This window comes from Klebsiella sp. CTHL.F3a, from assembly GCF_019890895.1.
GTDB classification, from domain to species: domain Bacteria; phylum Pseudomonadota; class Gammaproteobacteria; order Enterobacterales; family Enterobacteriaceae; genus Klebsiella; species Klebsiella grimontii.
In genome coordinates this window covers 3,257,521-3,276,170 of sequence record NZ_CP082360.1, presented here as the reverse complement: position 1 = coordinate 3,276,170, position 18,650 = coordinate 3,257,521, and the positions used below count along the sequence as shown (strand labels likewise).

The 18,650-nt window shown below is 53.7% G+C and carries 16 protein-coding genes and 2 pseudogenes; 9 read left to right on the top strand and 9 right to left on the bottom strand.

Annotated elements, in window-relative coordinates; all coding sequences use genetic code 11:
* Window positions 1-57: 57 nt before the first annotated feature.
* Complete coding sequence (locus tag K7H21_RS15415; RefSeq protein ID WP_049114491.1) at window positions 58-879, top strand: AraC family transcriptional regulator; 822 nt, start codon at window positions 58-60, stop codon at window positions 877-879.
* Between the two features lie 57 nt (window positions 880-936).
* Here the strand turns inward: K7H21_RS15415 and K7H21_RS15410 are convergent, their stop codons facing one another.
* Window positions 937-1,332 (bottom strand): helix-turn-helix domain-containing protein, encoded by a 396-nt coding sequence (locus K7H21_RS15410; RefSeq protein WP_004121018.1) that lies wholly within the window; start codon window positions 1,330-1,332, stop codon window positions 937-939.
* A gap of 334 nt (window positions 1,333-1,666) precedes the next feature.
* On the opposite strand from K7H21_RS15410, the gene K7H21_RS15405 reads away from it, so the two are divergent.
* Both K7H21_RS15405 and oqxB read left to right on the top strand, forming a co-directional pair.
* Window positions 1,667-2,842, top strand: a complete 1,176-nt coding sequence (locus tag K7H21_RS15405) for an efflux RND transporter periplasmic adaptor subunit (RefSeq protein ID WP_004121017.1) — start codon at window positions 1,667-1,669, stop codon at window positions 2,840-2,842.
* A gap of 23 nt (window positions 2,843-2,865) precedes the next feature.
* On the top strand, window positions 2,866-6,018 hold the full coding sequence (gene oqxB / locus K7H21_RS15400; RefSeq protein WP_223035190.1) for a multidrug efflux RND transporter permease subunit OqxB: 3,153 nt from the start codon (window positions 2,866-2,868) through the stop codon (window positions 6,016-6,018).
* A 64-nt stretch (window positions 6,019-6,082) separates the two neighbouring features.
* Here oqxB and K7H21_RS15395 read toward each other — a convergent pair whose 3' ends face one another.
* The 3 genes from K7H21_RS15395 to K7H21_RS15385 all read right to left on the bottom strand — a co-directional run bounded on the left by K7H21_RS15395 (window position 6,083) and on the right by K7H21_RS15385 (window position 7,910).
* Window positions 6,083-6,562, bottom strand: coding sequence for an RrF2 family transcriptional regulator (locus K7H21_RS15395; RefSeq protein ID WP_223035189.1), 480 nt, complete (start codon window positions 6,560-6,562; stop codon window positions 6,083-6,085).
* 268 nt (window positions 6,563-6,830) lie between these two features.
* Complete coding sequence (locus K7H21_RS15390; protein WP_223035188.1) at window positions 6,831-7,451, bottom strand: histidine phosphatase family protein; 621 nt, start codon at window positions 7,449-7,451, stop codon at window positions 6,831-6,833.
* Between the two features lie 69 nt (window positions 7,452-7,520).
* A complete protein-coding gene (locus K7H21_RS15385) occupies window positions 7,521-7,910 on the bottom strand; it encodes a nuclear transport factor 2 family protein (RefSeq protein ID WP_211172091.1) in 390 nt (129 codons plus the stop codon).
* 129 nt (window positions 7,911-8,039) lie between these two features.
* On the opposite strand from K7H21_RS15385, the pseudogene K7H21_RS15380 reads away from it, so the two are divergent.
* The 3 genes and pseudogenes from K7H21_RS15380 to K7H21_RS15370 form a co-directional block, all read left to right on the top strand.
* Window positions 8,040-8,285: pseudogene (locus K7H21_RS15380) on the top strand (tetratricopeptide repeat protein); the annotation flags it as partial.
* A 28-nt stretch (window positions 8,286-8,313) separates the two neighbouring features.
* Window positions 8,314-8,622: pseudogene (locus K7H21_RS15375) on the top strand (sigma factor); the annotation flags it as partial.
* A 415-nt stretch (window positions 8,623-9,037) separates the two neighbouring features.
* Complete coding sequence (locus K7H21_RS15370; protein WP_004121012.1) at window positions 9,038-9,625, top strand: LysE family translocator; 588 nt, start codon at window positions 9,038-9,040, stop codon at window positions 9,623-9,625.
* Between the two features lie 78 nt (window positions 9,626-9,703).
* Here K7H21_RS15370 and K7H21_RS15365 read toward each other — a convergent pair whose 3' ends face one another.
* A complete protein-coding gene (locus K7H21_RS15365) occupies window positions 9,704-10,600 on the bottom strand; it encodes a LysR family transcriptional regulator (RefSeq protein ID WP_004121011.1) in 897 nt (298 codons plus the stop codon).
* Window positions 10,601-10,801: 201 nt separating this feature from the next.
* Window positions 10,802-12,298 carry an aminotransferase-like domain-containing protein gene (locus tag K7H21_RS15360; RefSeq protein WP_223035187.1) on the bottom strand — a complete coding sequence of 499 codons (1,497 nt, stop codon included), beginning with the start codon at window positions 12,296-12,298 and terminating at the stop codon, window positions 10,802-10,804.
* Window positions 12,299-12,336: 38 nt separating this feature from the next.
* Here K7H21_RS15360 and K7H21_RS15355 point away from each other — a divergent pair, with 38 nt between their 5' ends.
* Window positions 12,337-13,104, top strand: coding sequence for an arylamine N-acetyltransferase family protein (locus tag K7H21_RS15355; protein ID WP_004121008.1), 768 nt, complete (start codon window positions 12,337-12,339; stop codon window positions 13,102-13,104).
* A 596-nt stretch (window positions 13,105-13,700) separates the two neighbouring features.
* Window positions 13,701-14,672, top strand: coding sequence for a hypothetical protein (locus K7H21_RS15350; protein WP_004121006.1), 972 nt, complete (start codon window positions 13,701-13,703; stop codon window positions 14,670-14,672).
* Window positions 14,673-14,964: 292 nt separating this feature from the next.
* On the opposite strand, the gene gap is transcribed toward K7H21_RS15350, so the two are convergent.
* The 3 genes from gap to K7H21_RS15335 form a co-directional block, all read right to left on the bottom strand.
* A complete protein-coding gene (gene gap / locus K7H21_RS15345; protein ID WP_139530012.1) occupies window positions 14,965-15,975 on the bottom strand; it encodes a type I glyceraldehyde-3-phosphate dehydrogenase in 1,011 nt (336 codons plus the stop codon).
* A gap of 78 nt (window positions 15,976-16,053) precedes the next feature.
* The gene (locus K7H21_RS15340) at window positions 16,054-17,034 is read right to left on the bottom strand and encodes a GlxA family transcriptional regulator (RefSeq protein WP_049123121.1); all 981 of its coding nucleotides are present in this window, start codon (window positions 17,032-17,034) and stop codon (window positions 16,054-16,056) included.
* 273 nt (window positions 17,035-17,307) lie between these two features.
* Window positions 17,308-17,784, bottom strand: a complete 477-nt coding sequence (locus K7H21_RS15335; protein ID WP_049115548.1) for an OsmC family protein — start codon at window positions 17,782-17,784, stop codon at window positions 17,308-17,310.
* Between the two features lie 122 nt (window positions 17,785-17,906).
* Here K7H21_RS15335 and K7H21_RS15330 point away from each other — a divergent pair, with 122 nt between their 5' ends.
* Window positions 17,907-18,554: a GntR family transcriptional regulator gene (locus tag K7H21_RS15330; protein WP_049115550.1), complete on the top strand. Its 648-nt coding sequence runs from the start codon at window positions 17,907-17,909 to the stop codon at window positions 18,552-18,554.
* Window positions 18,555-18,650: the final 96 nt, after the last annotated feature.

Here is an 18,650-nt window from a genome sequence, read left to right as displayed (position 1 = left end):
TGCGTAGGTCCTTAAATACTCTATTCTGTCAAAAAATACCTAAATGTTGCCAATAAAATGCCATCCAGACTCGCCCATACCCTGTTTGATCCCGATAGCACGTCGAACCCGGCCGTCGCGCGGCATATTGATTTCGTTGATTATGCGGCAGAAGTGCCGGTTCATACCCACCGCAAAGGCCAGCTGATCGTTGCCCTCTATGGGGCGGTGATTTGTCGCGCGGAAAACGATATCTGGATAGTGCCGCCAGACTGCGCGGTGTGGATCCCCGGCGGGATCCCGCACAGTGCCAAAGCGACATGGAATGCGCATCTCAACTATTTGTTTATTGAACCCGGCGCCGCCGCGCTGCCGGAGAAATGCTGCACCCTGGCGATTTCACCGCTGATTAAAGAGCTCGTCGACCGCCTAACGATTGAGGAGGTTGATTATCCGGCGGAGAGCCATGTCGGCCGATTGATCAGAGTGACGCTCGATGAACTTGCCGCCATGCCGCAGCAGAAATTAAGCCTGCCGGTTTCGGCGCACCCTAAGATCCGCGCTATGGCGGATGCGCTGGTCAGCCACCCGGAGGATCGCAGCACCTTTAAAGTCTGGGCGAAACGGCTGGCGCTCAGCGAGCGCTCATTAGCCCGCCTGATGCTGCGCGAAACCGGGCTGACCTTTGGGCGATGGCGTCAGCAGCTGCATTTGATTATTGCCCTTCGGGAGCTGGCAAGCGGGGTATCGGTGCAAAACGTGGCGGCTAATCTGGGCTATGAGTCGGTAAACGCGTTTATCACTATGTTCAGAAAAACGATGGGCAGCACGCCCGCGCACTATTTTGCCGGTCGAAGAACGGCGGAGCCCGCAGTGACGCCCGGCCTTGATAAGGTGTGAGGTGAAGCTGGCAGTATGCCGCCAGCCAAACTGTTCGGGGCAGAGACTGCAATGGGATCAACGCTGAGAGCGTAAGCCTTTTTCCGACAGGGGAGCGGATTGCTGGCGTAACCCCTGCGTTTGCGCGCAGCCGATACTGCGTCGCCATGCGCCGGGCGCCTGGCCGAACTGACGCTTGAAGCTGCGGTTGAAGGACTGCTGGGAGTCAAAGCCGAGGGCGATCGCCACGTTCAAAATCGGTTCGTCGCTGTGGGCTAAGCGCTCGACCGATTTTTGTAACTTTTGCGCCCGAATATACTCGGCGAGGGGATAACCGGTATGCTCCTTAAATAGCCGCTGCAGATGCCATTTCGAATAACCGGCTCGCCTGGCGACGGTGCCAATGTCAAGCCGGCTATCAAGATTGTTGTCGATCCAGTCGAGTAAATCGTGAATGAATGCGCCAGTGTTCATCTTGTCTCCTCAACGCAGTGTATTAAAAAGCATCTTTATCTGTTGCATTTAAAGGTGGCCCGTTTTTGCGTTAATTGCAAGTTTTATTGTTGCATTTAAATCCCCGGTGAAAACGCGCCTTTTTCCTGTGCCAGGAATAGCACATAAAGTGCAACAATTATTCTTGCACTAAATTTAGCGCCTTCCTACAATCGCCGCGATAGTGTATTTGCAATTGTTACAGTTTTGTGGCGATGAACGACACAAATGGCCTTAAGCCAGCCCGGACAAAGGAAGTGGCGCGGCGTCTTCCGCTGCGTCTTGCCCGGCGGCTACCAATACCGGAATAAAAATAATGAGCCTGCAAAAAACCTGGGGTAACTTTCATCTGACTGTGCCGGGCGTGATGTTACTCTCCGCGCTCCTCGTCGGATGCGATGAGGGAGTCGCGCAAAACGCCGCGCCGCAAGCGCCCGCGGTCAGCGCCGCTGACGTGGTCGTCAAATCCATCAGCCAGTGGGATAGCTTCAACGGTCGGATTGAAGCGGTGGAAAGCGTTCAGCTCCGACCCCGCGTCTCCGGCTACATTGATAAAGTGAATTACACCGACGGCCAGGAGGTGAAAAAGGGCGAGGTGCTGTTTACTATCGATGACAGAACCTATCGCGCCGCGCTGGAACAGGCGCAGGCGACGCTGGCGAGAGCCAAAACCCAGGCCAGCCTGGCGCGAAGCGAGGCTAATCGTACCGATAAATTAGTCAATACCAATCTGGTTTCCCGCGAAGAGTGGGAGCAGCGCCGTGCGGCGGCCACCCAGGCGCAGGCCGACATCCGCGCCGCGCAGGCGGCGGTCGACGCCGCGCAGCTTAACCTGGATTTCACCAAAGTGACCGCGCCTATCGATGGCCGCGCCAGCCGCGCGTTGATCACCAGCGGTAACCTGGTCACGGCTGGCGACAGCGCCAGCGTCCTGACCACGCTGGTATCGCAAAAGACGGTTTACGTCTACTTTGACGTGGACGAGTCGACCTACCTTCACTATCAAAGTCTCGCCCGCAGCGGGCAGGGCGCGTCGAGCAATCACCTGGCGCTGCCGGTTGAGATTGGCCTTGTTGGCGAAGAGGGTTACCCCCATCAGGGGAAAGTGGATTTTCTTGATAATCAGTTAACGCCGAGTACCGGCACGATCCGGATGCGCGCGCTGCTGGATAACGCCCAGCGTCAGTTCACGCCGGGGCTCTTTGCCCGCGTCCGCCTGCCGGGCAGCGCGGAGTTCAACGCCACGCTTATCGATGACAAAGCGGTGTTGACCGATCAGGATCGTAAATATGTTTATGTCGTTGATAAAGAGGGTAAAGCGCAGCGTCGTGATATTACGCCGGGGCGTCTGGCGGACGGTTTGCGCATCGTGCAGCAGGGGCTGAAGCCTGGCGATAAAGTCATCGTCGAGGGTTTGCAAAAAGTGTTTATGCCGGGGATGCCGGTTAACGCGAAAACCGTGGCTATGACCGCCAGCACCGCCCTTAACTGATCCCTTATCTGAGAATCCGACCCATGGACTTTTCCCGCTTTTTTATCGACAGGCCAATTTTCGCCGCGGTGCTGTCGATTCTGATTTTTATCACCGGATTAATCGCCATCCCGCTGCTGCCGGTCAGCGAATATCCTGACGTCGTGCCGCCCAGCGTGCAGGTGCGCGCGGAGTATCCCGGCGCCAACCCGAAAGTGATCGCTGAGACCGTGGCGACGCCGCTGGAAGAGGCGATCAACGGCGTTGAAAACATGATGTACATGAAATCCGTCGCCGGATCCGACGGCGTGCTGGTGACCACCGTCACCTTCCGTCCGGGTACCGACCCGGATCAGGCGCAGGTCCAGGTGCAAAACCGGGTATCGCAGGCCGAAGCGCGTCTACCGGAAGATGTGCGGCGTTTAGGGATTACCACCCAGAAGCAGTCGCCGACGCTGACGCTGGTGGTGCATCTGTTTTCGCCCGGCGGTAAATACGACTCTCTGTATATGCGTAACTACGCCACGCTTAAGGTGAAGGATGAACTGGCGCGCCTGCCCGGCGTCGGCCAAATTCAGATTTTTGGCTCGGGCGAATACGCGATGCGCGTCTGGCTCGATCCCAATAAAGTGGCGGCGCGCGGGCTGACAGCATCGGATGTGGTCACGGCGATGCAGGAGCAAAACGTCCAGGTTTCCGCCGGGCAGCTTGGCGCCGAGCCGCTGCCGAAAGAGAGCGATTTCCTGATCTCCATTAATGCCCAGGGGCGTCTGCACACCGAAGAAGAGTTTGGCAATATTATTCTCAAAACGGCGCAGGACGGCTCGCTGGTGCGCCTGCGCGACGTGGCGCGTATCGAAATGGGCTCCGGCAGCTATGCGCTGCGTTCTCAGCTGAACAATAAAGATGCGGTCGGGATTGGTATCTTCCAGTCGCCGGGGGCGAACGCCATCGATCTCTCGAACGCGGTGCGCGCCAAAATGGACGAGCTGTCGAAGCGTTTCCCGCAGGATATGCAATGGGCGGCGCCTTACGACCCGACGGTGTTTGTTCGCGACTCCATTCGCGCGGTCGTGCAAACGCTGCTGGAAGCGGTGGTGCTGGTGGTGCTGGTGGTGATCCTGTTCCTGCAAACCTGGCGCGCGTCGATTATTCCGCTGATCGCGGTGCCGGTCTCGGTGGTGGGAACCTTCAGCATTCTCTACCTGCTGGGCTTCTCGTTGAATACCCTGAGCTTGTTCGGGCTGGTGCTGGCTATCGGCATCGTGGTGGATGACGCCATCGTAGTGGTGGAAAACGTCGAGCGAAATATCGAGGAGGGGCTGGCTCCCCTTGCCGCGGCGCATCAGGCGATGCGTGAAGTGTCCGGGCCGATCATTGCCATTGCGCTGGTGCTGTGCGCGGTGTTCGTCCCGATGGCGTTTCTCTCGGGCGTGACCGGTCAGTTCTATAAGCAGTTTGCGGTGACGATCGCGATTTCCACGGTGATTTCGGCCATCAACTCGCTGACGCTCTCTCCGGCGCTGGCCGCGCTGCTATTGAAGCCGCACGGCGCGCCGAAGGACTTCCCGACCCGGCTTATCGATCGTCTGTTCGGCTGGATCTTCCGTCCGTTTAACCGCTTTTTCCATCGCAGCTCGAACGGCTATCAGGGGCTGGTGGGTAAAACGCTCGGACGACGCGGGGCGGTGTTTGCGGTGTATCTGCTGCTGCTCTGCGCCGCAGGCGTCATGTTTAAAATCGTCCCCGGCGGGTTTATTCCGACTCAGGATAAGCTGTACTTAATCGGCGGCGTGAAAATGCCGGAAGGATCTTCGCTGGCGCGCACCGATGCGGTGATCCGTAAAATGAGCGAAATCGGGATGAATACCGAAGGCGTGGACTATGCTGTCGCGTTCCCGGGGCTGAATGCGCTGCAGTTCACCAATACGCCGAATACCGGGACGGTCTTCTTTGGCCTGAAGCCGTTCGACCAGCGTAAACATTCGGCGGCGGAAATTAACGCCGAGATTAACGCCAAAATCGCACAAATCCAGCAGGGCTTTGGCTTCTCGATTTTGCCGCCGCCGATTTTAGGGCTGGGTCAGGGCTCCGGCTATTCGCTCTATATTCAGGACCGGGCAGGTCTTGGCTACGGCGCGCTGCAAAGCGCGGTGAACGCGATGTCCGGTACGATTATGCAGACGCCGGGGATGCATTTCCCGATCTCCACCTACCAGGCTAACGTTCCGCAACTGGATGTGCAGGTCGATCGTGATAAGGCGAAAGCGCAGGGCGTGTCGTTGACCGATCTGTTCGGTACGCTGCAAACCTATCTGGGCTCCTCTTATGTCAATGACTTTAACCAGTTCGGGCGTACCTGGCGCGTCATGGCGCAGGCCGACGGTCCGTTCCGCGAAAGCGTGGAGGATATTGCCAATTTGCGCACCCGCAATAATCAGGGCGAAATGGTGCCGATCGGCAGTATGGTAAATATCAGCACCACCTACGGACCGGACCCGGTGATTCGCTACAATGGTTATCCGGCAGCGGATCTGATTGGCGACGCCGACCCTCGCGTACTCTCTTCCTCGCAAGCGATGACGCAGCTTAACGAGATGTCTAAACAGATATTGCCGAACGGGATGAATATTGAATGGACGGACCTGAGCTTCCAGCAGGCCACCCAGGGCAGTACGGCGCTGATCGTCTTCCCGGTGGCGGTACTACTGGCGTTTTTGGTGCTGGCGGCGCTGTATGAAAGCTGGACGCTGCCGCTGGCGGTGATCCTTATCGTACCGATGACGATGCTGTCTGCGCTGTTTGGCGTCTGGCTGACCGGGGGCGATAACAACGTGTTCGTGCAGGTGGGTCTGGTGGTGCTGATGGGGCTGGCCTGTAAAAACGCGATTCTGATCGTCGAGTTTGCCCGCGAGCTGGAAATGCAGGGGAAAGGGATCATGGAAGCGGCGCTGGAAGCGTGCCGCCTGCGTTTACGCCCGATCGTGATGACCTCCATCGCCTTTATCGCCGGGACCATCCCGCTGATCCTCGGCCACGGCGCGGGCGCGGAAGTCCGTGGCGTCACCGGGATTACGGTATTCTCCGGGATGCTGGGGGTGACGCTGTTTGGTCTGTTCCTGACTCCGGTGTTCTATGTGACGCTGCGTAAATTCGTGACGCGCGGTAAACCGGTAGAGGACGTTTCGCCGGCGTAGGGTGCGGCAGATAACAAAAAACCGTCTTCACAGTGAAGGCGGTTTTTTTTGCGCTCAAGGAAAATTAATAGGCTTCTTTATACTTGGCGATAAGTTCAGGCACCGGATCGCACCCGCTGGTATCGGCTTTTTTCACTTCTTCCAGCGCACTTGCCACGGTGTGGCGCGCCAGTACCTGTAGCGAAGCCTGTTCCGCTTCATCGGCGATAGATTTGAAGTACCAGCACGCATTCGCGCTGACCACGCAGCGGGCGGGGACGTCAGGACGCGACGCCCAGAGCTTTTTATCTTCGATGACGGAGACGTAGATATCGCGTAGGGTGATCTCTTCCGCCGGGCGGCCAAGATGAATAGAGCCGTTGCGGCCAAGCGTAGAGACGATGATGCCGTCACGGGTGAGAGGAACCATGAGTTTGCGGATAAAGCTCGGGTTGGCTTCCAGACCGTAGGCCAGAATCGCACTCGTCGAACGTTCACCCAACTGCTCCGCCATTGCTACGCTGAGAACCATCTGCAAAGCTGTCGGGAAGCGGTAATCTAACATTTTTTTATCCTGGGTAGCGGTGAATCTTGTTCTTTTTGGCACCGCAGAGGTGAGTAAGCAATAAACAACAATATACCAAATACGGTAATTTTTTTGAAGCAATCTGCGCTTTAGCCACTATGTAAAAAAGCGTGAGTGAGATCGAGGGCTAGCTGACGCCTCACGCCATGGCGTGAGGCATTGATGAAAAATGTATCAGCAAAATCATAGGTTCATCACTTCTAATACCCGCTCGGGCACATAGGACCGCTGTGGTCTTAATGGCAGTTTACCGTTGACGTTGAATAAGGTGGGTAGCCATCCCCCAACTGAGCGCGGCGCCTTTGCCGTCCATAAAATCGAGAACAGAGTAACTCGCATTGGGGTGAGCATAGCGAGAGAAGTTATCGAGAGTCCCTTCTTTAAGTATCGCCAGTACGCCCTGACTGACATGCCCGTGAGAAACAACACAGACGATCTGATGTTCATTGGTATTTTGCAGGTGTTGTAAGAAATTTATCACGCGTCCTGTGGCCTGAGCTAACGACTCTCCCTCCGGGGGACAATACGCTGCATCACGGGCGAGCAACGCATCTGCATCATGCGGATTGTCTCGCCTGAAGTGCTCGAAAGATATCCCTTCAAAGCAACCAAATGACTGTTCCTTAAGAGATGCTTCAACTTTTAGCGGGCAGCCAAGACCTTCAGACAGCTTCAGCCCCATGTGCCAGGCGCGCCCAAGCGGGGAGCTGTAAACACATTCTATCGGATATGCCTCTTTCGTCAGCGCTGTCAGTAACACCGCTGTTTCTTGCATACCGCGGTGGGTTACGACGCTGTCGCGATGTCCCTGAATAATTCCTTTTTGATTCCACTCGGTTTCTGCGTGCCTCACCCATATCACTTTCATCGTATTTGAGATCCGTTATCCAACGTGACGACCGTTTGTTATTTGCTTTAGCGAAATGCTTCGCCAGGCTCAGGGCGAGAGTGTCCGCTTCTTGCCATTTGACTCCGGAGTACCCTGATGGAATACCATTTTCCATTGGCCATTCCCTGACATTTCCCAGCATGAGGAACGAAGAGATGCACGGCTGCCATCTTGATGAAAAGTCCTGTAGTGTAAGATTGCGAAATTATCTCTAACGCTGATAAGTCTGAAATCTCGACTGAGAAGAGGCGGAACATATTCTTCAGTAGAAAGTGCCGCTATTGTTTCAGCACGATCAACTAGCACACCCGATCGTGTTATTTCTCTAAATTCCTCATGAAGTATCTGCTCAAGCCATTCCCGCTCTTTGCGCTTGTCGCCATGAAGAGAACATTCGAGTCCTTTAAGCGTCTCCAGAAGCACAGTGTTTGTCCTCATAACCTTCGGTCATTAACTCTTAGGGCAATAATCGCTGGAAAGCAATATCCGCTCCTGGCTATCACTTATTTGGCGACCAGATAACCCGCTTCACTGCGTCGCCATCATGGTCTGACAGAAAGATGCAGGAATAAACGGGGCTATGCCACGCGTAAGCTGGGACGTACCGATGAGGGCATCGGCTACTATCAGCGTTCAATCGCGCTCGATCCGACCTATGCCAAAGTACGTGAATATCTTGGTGAAGCATGGCTGGCGAAAGGTCGTCCTGACCTGGCAAAAGCGCAATTGAAAACTATCGCCGCGCTGTGCGGCCATAGCTGCGAGGAGTACCGGGATCTCCAGGCTGCGATCGACGGTCATCCTGAGTCCTGAATAAGGAGATGAGGATAAAAAAATCACGATCAGCGACGTCCGTCAGCATCTTGCTGAACATCTGACACGCCTGTGGCGTTATGGGCTGGTTCTGACGCGTAACCGTGAAGTTGCCGAAGAACTGGTTCAGTGTACCTGTGTCCGCGCGCTTGAAAAAAGCGCGCAGTTCACCCCTGGCACACGCATAGATCGCTGGTTATTTACAATTCTGCATTCCATCTGAATATCAGAAGTGCGCGCCCGCCGGGTGCGTCAGGGGCGGGGGTTCGTCGAAAGCGATGATTTACTGGCGCCGGATACAGACGAACAGGATGAGGCTCGTCTGCACTATGTGAAGTTCAATGGGTGTTTTCCTGGCATTGATACTGTTGCTGGCCGGGCTGGCACATAACAAAAGGGGATTGATTAACGATCCGTGAGCGAAGACAGGCACGATACGCATCATGGTGATAATCCTTGCAGTGTTTAGCGGGTAAACGTGCGCGCTGTTTTTTATAGGATTCAAGGTTTATGGCCCTTGTATCAATGCGGTTAACGTGACTTATTTCCCGGTGATGAACTATCAAATCTTTATTGTTTTATTAAATTTCATGTTTTATCGAAATTATCACATAAAAAATCTAATACACCCTTAAAGAAAACCCACTTAATCTCACTCGATTTTTTCTGTAACCTGTCACTATAACAAAATACGGTCATGCAAGAAAATTCGACGCTGTTTTATTATGCATTCATAAGAGTATGGAGAGAAAATGAGTTTGATTTTGGCAATGTTTATGTTCGCTCTGACGATGTCCATTTCGCCAGGTCCGGTGAATATGGTTATTATATCTTCAGGGGCGAACCATGGATTTAGAAAAACCCTTCCGTTTGTTTCAGGTGCTACTATAGGATTTACGCTATTACTTATCCTTGTCGGTTTTGGGTTCTATGCCGTTATCGAGTCGTATCCACTCTTCTTAAAATATCTTAATGTCGCCGGTTCAGCATTTATTATATTTGTGGGTTATAAGATAGCTTCGTCCCAACCTGAGTTATCTCTGAAAAAAACAGATACCCCAGGTTTCGTTCAGGGTTTTTTACTCCAGTGGCTCAATCCTAAAGCCTGGATCGCCTGTGCATCTGGGGTGGCGCTATTTTCTGATTCGTCAACCCACACAATGCTGATTACCTTTATAATTATCTATTTTTCAGTGTGTTACATCTCTCTGGCTGCATGGGCAATACTGGGAAATAAAGTATCAACATTACTAAGTAGCGCTCAGCGGATCCGTGTATTTAACGTCCTGATGGGTGGGTTACTGATCATGACCGCTTGCTATATGCTCTCTTTTCAATGATCGGCTTCCCATTTATTGATGCCGGCTTAACTGCCTGGCAATGAACGCCAGGCGTACAGTCGTTCGCCTGTTCGTTAGTTAATCTAATATATGATGCTCAAAAGCGTGGTAAATTTTATTTATTAAGGTGTAGGCGATGCTGCTGGTCGAGATATTGGAGGGCCAAATGGCATAAACTTTCAGTGGTTCTAATGACCAGTCGGGGAGTACCTCCTGCATTTCTTCGCGCTGAATATCCTCTTTACTGAGATAGGCAGGAGGAGCAACTAACCCTACCTGTTGTTTTGCCAGCGCATAGGCGGCCTCGACATTATCAACGTAAACCGTTGGGGTGTACTTTATGATGGCCACTTCACCATTAGTATGTCTGAACTCTCGGCTGTTCTGTCGCATAGTCAGACCAATCCAGGGCATTTTTGCTAAATCATCAGGATGGTTGACAGGTTTGTAATTGCTTAACCATTGCTTTGATGCCACCACTTTTCGCGGCAATACAAAAAGATGCCGTGCTTTGAGCGAGCTGTCCGGCAGATCGCCAATACGAAATGCCACATCAATACTTTCCGCAATGATGTCTTTACGCGTATCGCTATAGGAAATATTCAGACAAACATCCGGATATTCTTTTATAAAAGCGGCAAGATGGTGCGTAAATACACTATTTTGAAAAACGGCAGGTAGCGAAATATGCAGTTTATTGGTTGTTGAAATGGTACGCTGTTTAAATTCGATAAATCCCTTTTCATAGAGCTCGAGCATAGCATTTGCTGTCTCGAGCAAACTTGCGCCATCGTGAGTCAGGGAGAGCTTGCGGGTATTTCTGTAGAGCAACGCGCTGCCAAGATTTCGCTCAAGCTTAGAGAGATGCGTGCTTGCCGTCGCGGTAGTCAGCCCTAAAGCGTCTGCACCACCTGAAATTGAACCTGCCTCTACAATTTTTGCAAAAACAATCAGGTAACGGATGTCATCGATCATTTACATTCCTGTGGCGGCAAAGTAGCGCTAAGACTGAGATTTATCCAGTCAATCATACAGTTAGCATATCCTGATTTCATCTCCAAAAAACATCTCTTTTGCCAGAAAGCCCCGAGCGCGGCAGGCCTGTCCATCAGCTTAAGGAAGTCAATGGAGACAATATGACGATGTATAATTTACCGCTTCAGGCAATATCCGCCATCATTGGCCCCTGATTAATTCATGGCATAAGCTCCCGAGCTGCTCCACGGCATGCAAAAGCGCGGGCGTGGGATCGTTCGCACCGTTCAGGCGCAGGTAGTTTTGCAGTTCCGCCGCGCCAGGGGAAAACAGCGGCCCTGGGCTGACGCCAATTCCCAGGGCGAGGGCGCGACGATGGACTTCCAGCGCATCGATCCCGGCGGGCAGTTTGACCCAAATCAGAAAGCCGGCTTCGGGAGCCGCTACGCGCGTGCCCGGTGGGAAGCAGGCGTCAACCCTGGCGATGATGGCCCGCATACCTTCCGCAATCCGCAGCTTCAGGTGGCGCAGGTGCCGGTCATAATCTCCGCTGGCGAGGATCTCGTTCGCCGCGGCTTCAATCAGCGGCGCGCCTGCCCATTCCCCGGCCATGCGGGCCTGCAACACCGCCGGGTGATAGCGTCCGGCAGCAATCCAGCCAATTCGCCAGCCCGGCGCCAGGGTTTTCGACAGAGAACTGCAATAAATCACATTTCCGCCCTTGTCGAAGGCTTTACACGCGGGCGGACGCTGCGCGCCACCGGCCAGATCGCCGTAGACATCGTCTTCAATTAAAGGGATGCCCCGATCGGCAAGCAGGGCCACCAGCGCCTGCTTGCGCGCGACGGGCATGCTGGCGCCCAGCGGATTTTGCACCGTGGGTGAGGCCAGAACGGCTGTCGGACGGTGGCGCTTGATGGCCTCTTCAAGCGGCGCCAGCAATAATCCCTCAATCGGGTCCGTGGGGATCTGTAATGCCTTCAGCCCCAGATCCTCCAACAGCAGAAGCGTGCCGAAATAGGCGGGCCGCTCAATCGCCACCGCATCGCCCGGCTGGCATACCGCGCGGAGCGCCAGGCGTAGCGCCTGCGTTGCGCCTGCCGTGATGATAAGGTCATCAGCGCCAAAAAGGGCCCCCCACTGTGCCGCGCGGGCGGCAATCTTTCTGCGCAGGTCCGCTCTTCCCGGGGGTAGGCTGTAGCTCTGCCCGCGCGCGTCAAGCCGACGTCCGGCAGTGTGCAACGCCCGCTGCAAGGCATCGACGGGAAGCCAGACGGGATCGGGTAGCGCGGCGCCAAGCGGCACCAGACGCGCTTCAGCGCTACCGAACAACGAGCGGGCGATGGCGGACATGGTCACCGGCACGGGGCCGGATAAAGATGCTGCGCGCTGTACGTCTCCGGAGGTGTTTATCTGGCGGACAAAGTAGCCTGAACGCGGTCGGGCGATGATCAGGCCTTCCGCCTCAAGATGACGCAGGGCTTCGAGCGCAGTGGGGAGGCTGACCTGCTCGCGCTCGGCCAGTTTGCGCGCGGAGATAATGCGATCCCCTGCCCGCAAAGCGCCTGAAGCAAGCGTCAGCCGCAGCATATCGGCTATTCGGCGGTAGTGAGGAATCGGCGGGAGTGGGTCGGACATCGTCATCTGTATAGTCTGATTTTTGATAAATCTGACTATACAGGCGTTGCGGGGCGCCATCTATAGTGGGTTCAACACAATCCAGCCAAGGAAATCACATGCACAGCGACAGTTTCGACCTTTCACTTTACTTCCGCCGCATAGGCTATAGCGGGCCTGCGGCAGCGGATACCGCAACGCTACACGCGCTGATGCGCCACCAGCTCTTTGCCATCCCCTTCGAAAATCTGGACGTACAGGCAGGTAAAATCGTGTCGATGGAGCCTGATGATATTGCCAATAAGCTCTTACGGCAGAGACGGGGCGGCTACTGCTATGAACTCAACGGGCTGTTTACCATGGCGCTGGAAGCGCTGGGTATTGCCTGGCGGTTTGTCGCGGCGCGGCCCATGTTCTATCCTGCGCGCCGGCCTAAAACCCATATGGCGGTGGTCGCGGAAGTGGAGGGGCGTCAGTGGCTTTGCGACCTTGGCTTTGGGAGCTACGGTATCCGCGCGCCGCTGGCCCTGGACGAACTTGATACGGACATTATCCAGGATTTCGATGCGTTCCGGCTTAGCTGCGATGCGCATGGAGACTACCTGCTGCAGGCAAAAGTTGAGGGAAGCTGGGCCAATCAATACGGTTTTGACCTGTCACCTCAGGAGTGGATTGATTTTGTTCCGGCCAATTTTCTTAACTCCACGCATCCCGATGCGGTCTTTGTACAAAAGCTGCTGGTGATACAGCATCAGCCCGAGGGGCGCTTTATTCTGCTGGGCAATATGCTTAAGAGTATTACCGCCGACCGCGTAGAGAAGCAGTGGCTGGCGGAAGATGAAATTGCGCATGCGCTTGAGAACCGCTTTGCTTTGTCTGCTCGCTAATTAGTCAAACGGGCAAGCTAGCCCGCGGCGAGACGAATACGAAGCCGATATAACGGGGAAGGGAAGCGAACCTTCCCTGTATTCCCTTTGTTCAGTTGATATACCCCCATCGGCCGCCAGCAATGTATTACGGTTCAGGCCGGGATATTAAATCATCGATAATGCAAATCGAAAATGTACGCCACTTTTAATAACCAAGTCCATTCAGTCAATTACCCGCGTAAAATTAAGATAATTCCATAAAGACTGGGCGGTATAGTCCTGTGAAAAATATTGTCGATAAAATCTATTCTCCCCGACATTTCCTTTGTTTACAGTTTGTTATGGCTGTGCGGTGATATTTTTGGCGATTAAAAATGGTTAAAACAAAATCATCTACTAAAATAGAATTGTTGATTAAATTCATACGCTAGCAATTCGTACTCATTTAGATAATTAGTCCCTGGTCGACCGCCCGCTATTTAAGCGGCGAGCGATAGCGGCTGACGATAATTATCCCGCTCGATATTATCGCAGATCTGGCGGGTTAATGTCTGCGGTGAACGTTTATGCCAAACGACTTCAGGACTAATGAGTTATTTCAAAGGACAACGTAAATGACGAATATCTACGACTCTACCTCTATTAGCAGTCAGGAAACCGCCAGGCAGGTGCCCGCGGCCGCAGTTAACAGCGCGAGCGCGGTATCATGGGGGGCGATATTTGCAGGCGCCGCCGCTGCCGCCTCGCTGGCGCTTATGCTGCTCATGCTTGGCGCCGGATTGGGCCTTACTTCAATTTCACCGTGGGAAAATCAAGGCCTTGCGGCGGGGACCGTCGGTATTGCCGCCATCGCCTGGCTGACATTTACCCAAATTGTGGCCTCAGGAATGGGGGGGTATCTGGCCGGAAGGCTGCGGACTAAATGGGTTGATACGCATACCAATGAAATCTATTTCCGCGACACGGCGCATGGCTTTCTGACATGGGCGGTGGCGCTGCTGGTATCAGCCGTTCTTTTAACCACCACCATCAGTTCCCTGATCGGCGGCAGCGCAAAAGTCATGGGTTCCGTTGCCGGGGGCGCGACGGCTACTGCCATGAATAAGGCTGGGGACGGATCCTCGATGTTATCGAAGTCATCGATGGAATATTTTACCCGCTCACTGTTCAGGGCGAGCGGCTCCACTCCGGCAGATAACAGCAACGCATCAGGCAATGATGTCATGGCCATGAATCATCCTGTGCCGCCAAAGGCGGAGTCTCCCGCTCAATTAGCCGAGGTGACGGGCATATTTGCTAACAGTATTTATTCTGGCGCGCTTCCCCAGGATGATCTGAACTATGTGGCGCAGCTGGTTGCTCAGAATACCGGTATAAGTCAGCAAGAGGCCGAGCAACGGGTACAGGCGGTTTATGATAAAGCCCAGGCTAATTTGAAAGAGGCGAAAGATAAAGCGCAGCAGGCCGCTGACGCCGCCAGAAAAACCACCAGCTACGTTACCCTGTGGTCATTTATTTCTCTGTTAATTGGCGCTTTTGTTGCCAGTCTTTGTGCCACCTATGGCGGCCGTCAGCGTGATTTATAACGTCTAATACTCATTATACGGGAGGAACCTATGCGTTCAATATTGCTTTTCTTTCTGGGTGTGCCAATCCCTATCATTATTTTAATCGCGTTATTTGTGCACTAACTATTTTCCGGAACGGCAGGAATAGTGGTTAAAAAAATACTGACCCGCCGCGCATTACCGCTAAAGCATAAATGCCCTTCGAGGGCATTTATGCTTTTTATCAGGCGCTCAGAGGGGCCTGCTGCGCGTCACCAAAGAAGTTCTCCGCGACAGAGTGATGTCAACTATCAATAACACCCGCAGTGAATTAACGTTCACGCCTTGCCATCATCAGCGCCAGGTCAACGAGGCGGTTAGAGAATCCCCATTCATTGTCGTACCACGCCAGAATTTTGACCATATTGCCGCCAATCACCAGCGTTGACAGACCGTCGATAATCGACGAGCGCGGGTCACCCTGGTAGTCGCTGGAGACGAGCGGTTCATCGCTATAGCCGAGGATCCCTTTCAGCGGTCCCGCCGCGGCGGCTTCGCGGAAGGCATTATTCACTTCTTCGGCCGTCACATCTCGCGCCAGCGTCACGGTCAGATCGACAATGGATACCACCGGCACGGGGACGCGCAGCGAGTATCCCGTTAAGCGGCCATCCAGCTCAGGAATAACCTTGCCCAGCGCCTTCGCTGCGCCGCTGGAGTAAGGCACAATCGACAGCGCAGCGGCGCGAGCGCCGCGCAGATCTTTTTCCGGCTGGTCGTGCAGCGCCTGGCTGTTGGTGTAGGCGTGGGTGGTGTTCATCAAACCGTGCTTAATACCGAAATGCTGGTGCAGAACCTGCGCGGCAGGCGCCAGACCGTTGGTGGTGCAGCTACCATTGCTGACCACGTAGTGTTTATCCGGGGAGTAGAGGCCATCGTTAACGCCCATCACGATGGTTAAATCATCGTTTTTGCCGGGGGCGGAGATAATCACGCGCTTTGCGCCACCGCTGTGGATATGCACAGACGCCTTGTCGCGATCGGTGAAGAATCCGGTGGCTTCAATGACGATATCGACTTCACGTTGACGCCACGGGATATTGGCCGGATCGCGTTCGCTGAATACGGTAATGGGTTGACCGTCAACCACAAGCTGCCCTTCACCGGCGGTGACGTCGGCGTCGAGCTTACCAAGCAGCGAGTCGTATTTCAGCAGATGCGCCAGCGTTTTGCTGTCCGTCAAATCGTTGATCGCCACAATCTGAATATCCGGATGACCCAGTGCAGCACGCAGTACGTTGCGTCCGATACGGCCAAAACCGTTAATACCGACCTTTACCATAATTAACTCCTTATCCATTGTCTCTGGCGTCAGAGTAGGTCGGGTAGGATTTGGCGTAAATGACAAAAAAGGATCACTTTACGCCATTTTGCGACAGTGAAATCGCTGTCGATATTCCCCGGGTGTGAGGTGAAGCTGTTTTTCAAACAGCCGTCGCAGGTTAATGCTGCTGCCAAATCCCGTTTGTTCGGCGATACGATCCAGCGTCTCGTTAGTTTGCTCCAGACGCTGCCGCGCGGCGGCCAGGCGGGCTTCGGCGACGTAGCGCGCCGGCGAAGCGCCGGTTTCCCGGGTAAATACGCGGGTGAAATTCCTTGGACTCATGGCGACTCTTTCCGCCAGTTTATCCACGCTGAGGTCGGCGGTGAGGTTTTCGAGCAACCACGCCAGCAGATCGTTAATGGGGCCCAGGGTGCTGGTCTGCTGGAGGTTGTAGCGGCTAAACTGCAGCTGGCCGCCGGGACGTCGCAGGTACATGACGAAATCCTGGGCAATATCGCGCGCAAGGCTGAAGCCGTAGTCCTCTTCAACCAGCGCCAGGGTGAGATCGAAGCCGGAACTGACTCCGCCAGAGGTCCAGATGTGTTCGTCCTGAATATAGAGTGGACCGCCTTCAACGCGTACCTGCGGAAATTCCGCCTGCAGGGTATCCAGTAGCTTCCAGTGGGTAGTGGCTCGTCTGCCGTCCAGCAGCCCGGTTTGCGCAAGCAGCATGGCTCCGCCGCAAATGGAGGCAATGCGGCGGGCATGGGGTGCGGCAAGGCGCAGCCAGTCAACCACCGCGATCCCTTCCTGCGGGTTTTGACCTCTGCCGGTAATCATGATGGTATCGAGCGGCTCGCGAGGATCTATCTCATGCAGGCGATGATCGGCCAGCAGATTTAATCCAGACTGACCATGGATCACCTGATGCGGCTGGGTGGTCGCTAGCTGGACCTGGTAGCAGAGTTTCCCGGCGCCTTCCGGGTGCAGGCGGTTGGCCTGCATCAGAATGTCGGCAATACCGGCGGATTCAAACAGCATGCCGCCATCGGGGACGATAATAAGTATCTTCTTCATGTCTTGAAAAGTAATCTTTTTACAGAATAAGTCAACCGGACAGGCGGGTGAGAGATAATTTTTACCCCCGCAGCGACGCTGTTCTCTCGTTCGCTGATGGTTTGACGTCGACGGGATGGGATTACCTGCTGAGGTAGGTTTCGTACAAACTGGACTGGAAAAATAGTACCGAATATCTGCTTTGAGCGAGAAGCGGACGTCTACCATTCAGTTTGGATGACGCCCTATTGTACCGGCACGCTATTTCACACGGTTACCTGCCTGCAGATTTCGTTAGCCATTTTGGCTGTGAGTAATAACTGGCTGGCATGTAATCGGGAAATTAAGGGAATTTGCAATGAAACAAAGATCATGCGCGCGGTGATGGAGAGCCTGCGCTCGATTGATGTCATCTCCGGGACGTATCGTTATTTCAGGTTTTAAAGTAATATCGGTGAAACATCCTTTTTTCCCTTCGCGCATCGTTCCATGTGCTCGGTCAACATAGCTTATAACGCTTATCCCTGCTTCCGAGCAGAGATGCAGATACCATAATTTATGGCATGCTGAAGCAGCAGCAACGAGCAGGTCCTCCGGATTCCAACATTTGGCATCGCCCAGAAATGCGGGGTCTGATGACCCCAAAATTACAGGTTTTCCGCCCCCTGAAATCTCATAACTTCGCTCATAGTCTTTGTAAGACTGCGTGCCATTACCTTTATTTCCCGTCCATTTAACGTTCACCTGGTAGTGATGCTCTCTCTCGATCATTTTGGTCTCCGTGTGCATTAACTTATTGTTTTGGAAATATTAGATTTGTCTCGCCGCCGCATTTCTGGACTCAATCTATCAAATGGTATACCATTATACCATCGTTATTTTCGGAGTCGTTTATGAGCTTTAGAGCTGTTTCAACCGCAGACTTACTCGCTAATAAGTTAAGAGAAATGATTAACAACGGTAGTCTTCGTGATGGTGAAAGGCTTGTCGAAAGAGACCTTGCAAGTCATTTTGATGTAAGCCGTATTCCAATGCGGGAGGCGATCAGACAACTTGAACATGAGGGTCTGGTGGAGATTTTTAGAAATCGCGGAGCAATTGTCAGAACGTTATCTGTTGATGATCTTAATGAAATTTACCAGCTGCGTTCTCTGCTCGAGGGCGAAGCAATATTTCAGAGCGTCAATAATTTGAGTGCTGATAATCTGGCGAGAGCGGGGCTGACGCACAGTCTTCTTGCTTCATGTACCAAATTCGAACTGCAAGGGCAACTAAACCGTGAGTTTCATGATCTTCTCTATAGCGGGTGCGAAAATCATCGTCTACTGACCATGATTAATGATTCTCGCAATCAGATTGAGCGGTATGAATACCTCCAGCGAAAGCTACTCTCTGAGACATCCCTGTTTCAGGATGACCACGCGAGTATTCTTATTGCCTGCCAGCAACGAAACGCCGAACAAGCGCGAACTGAAGTTAAGCGACATATTCAGATTGCCGGAAAAATGTTGCAAGACCTGGTAAGTAGACAAATAAGTTAATCGACCAGAAGACAGGTAAGTTATCCTGAGGATGTTCGCTGCTGGCACGAAGCAGACCCTATTTAAGGGGGGAGACTGCCGAGAACGAAAAGCAGA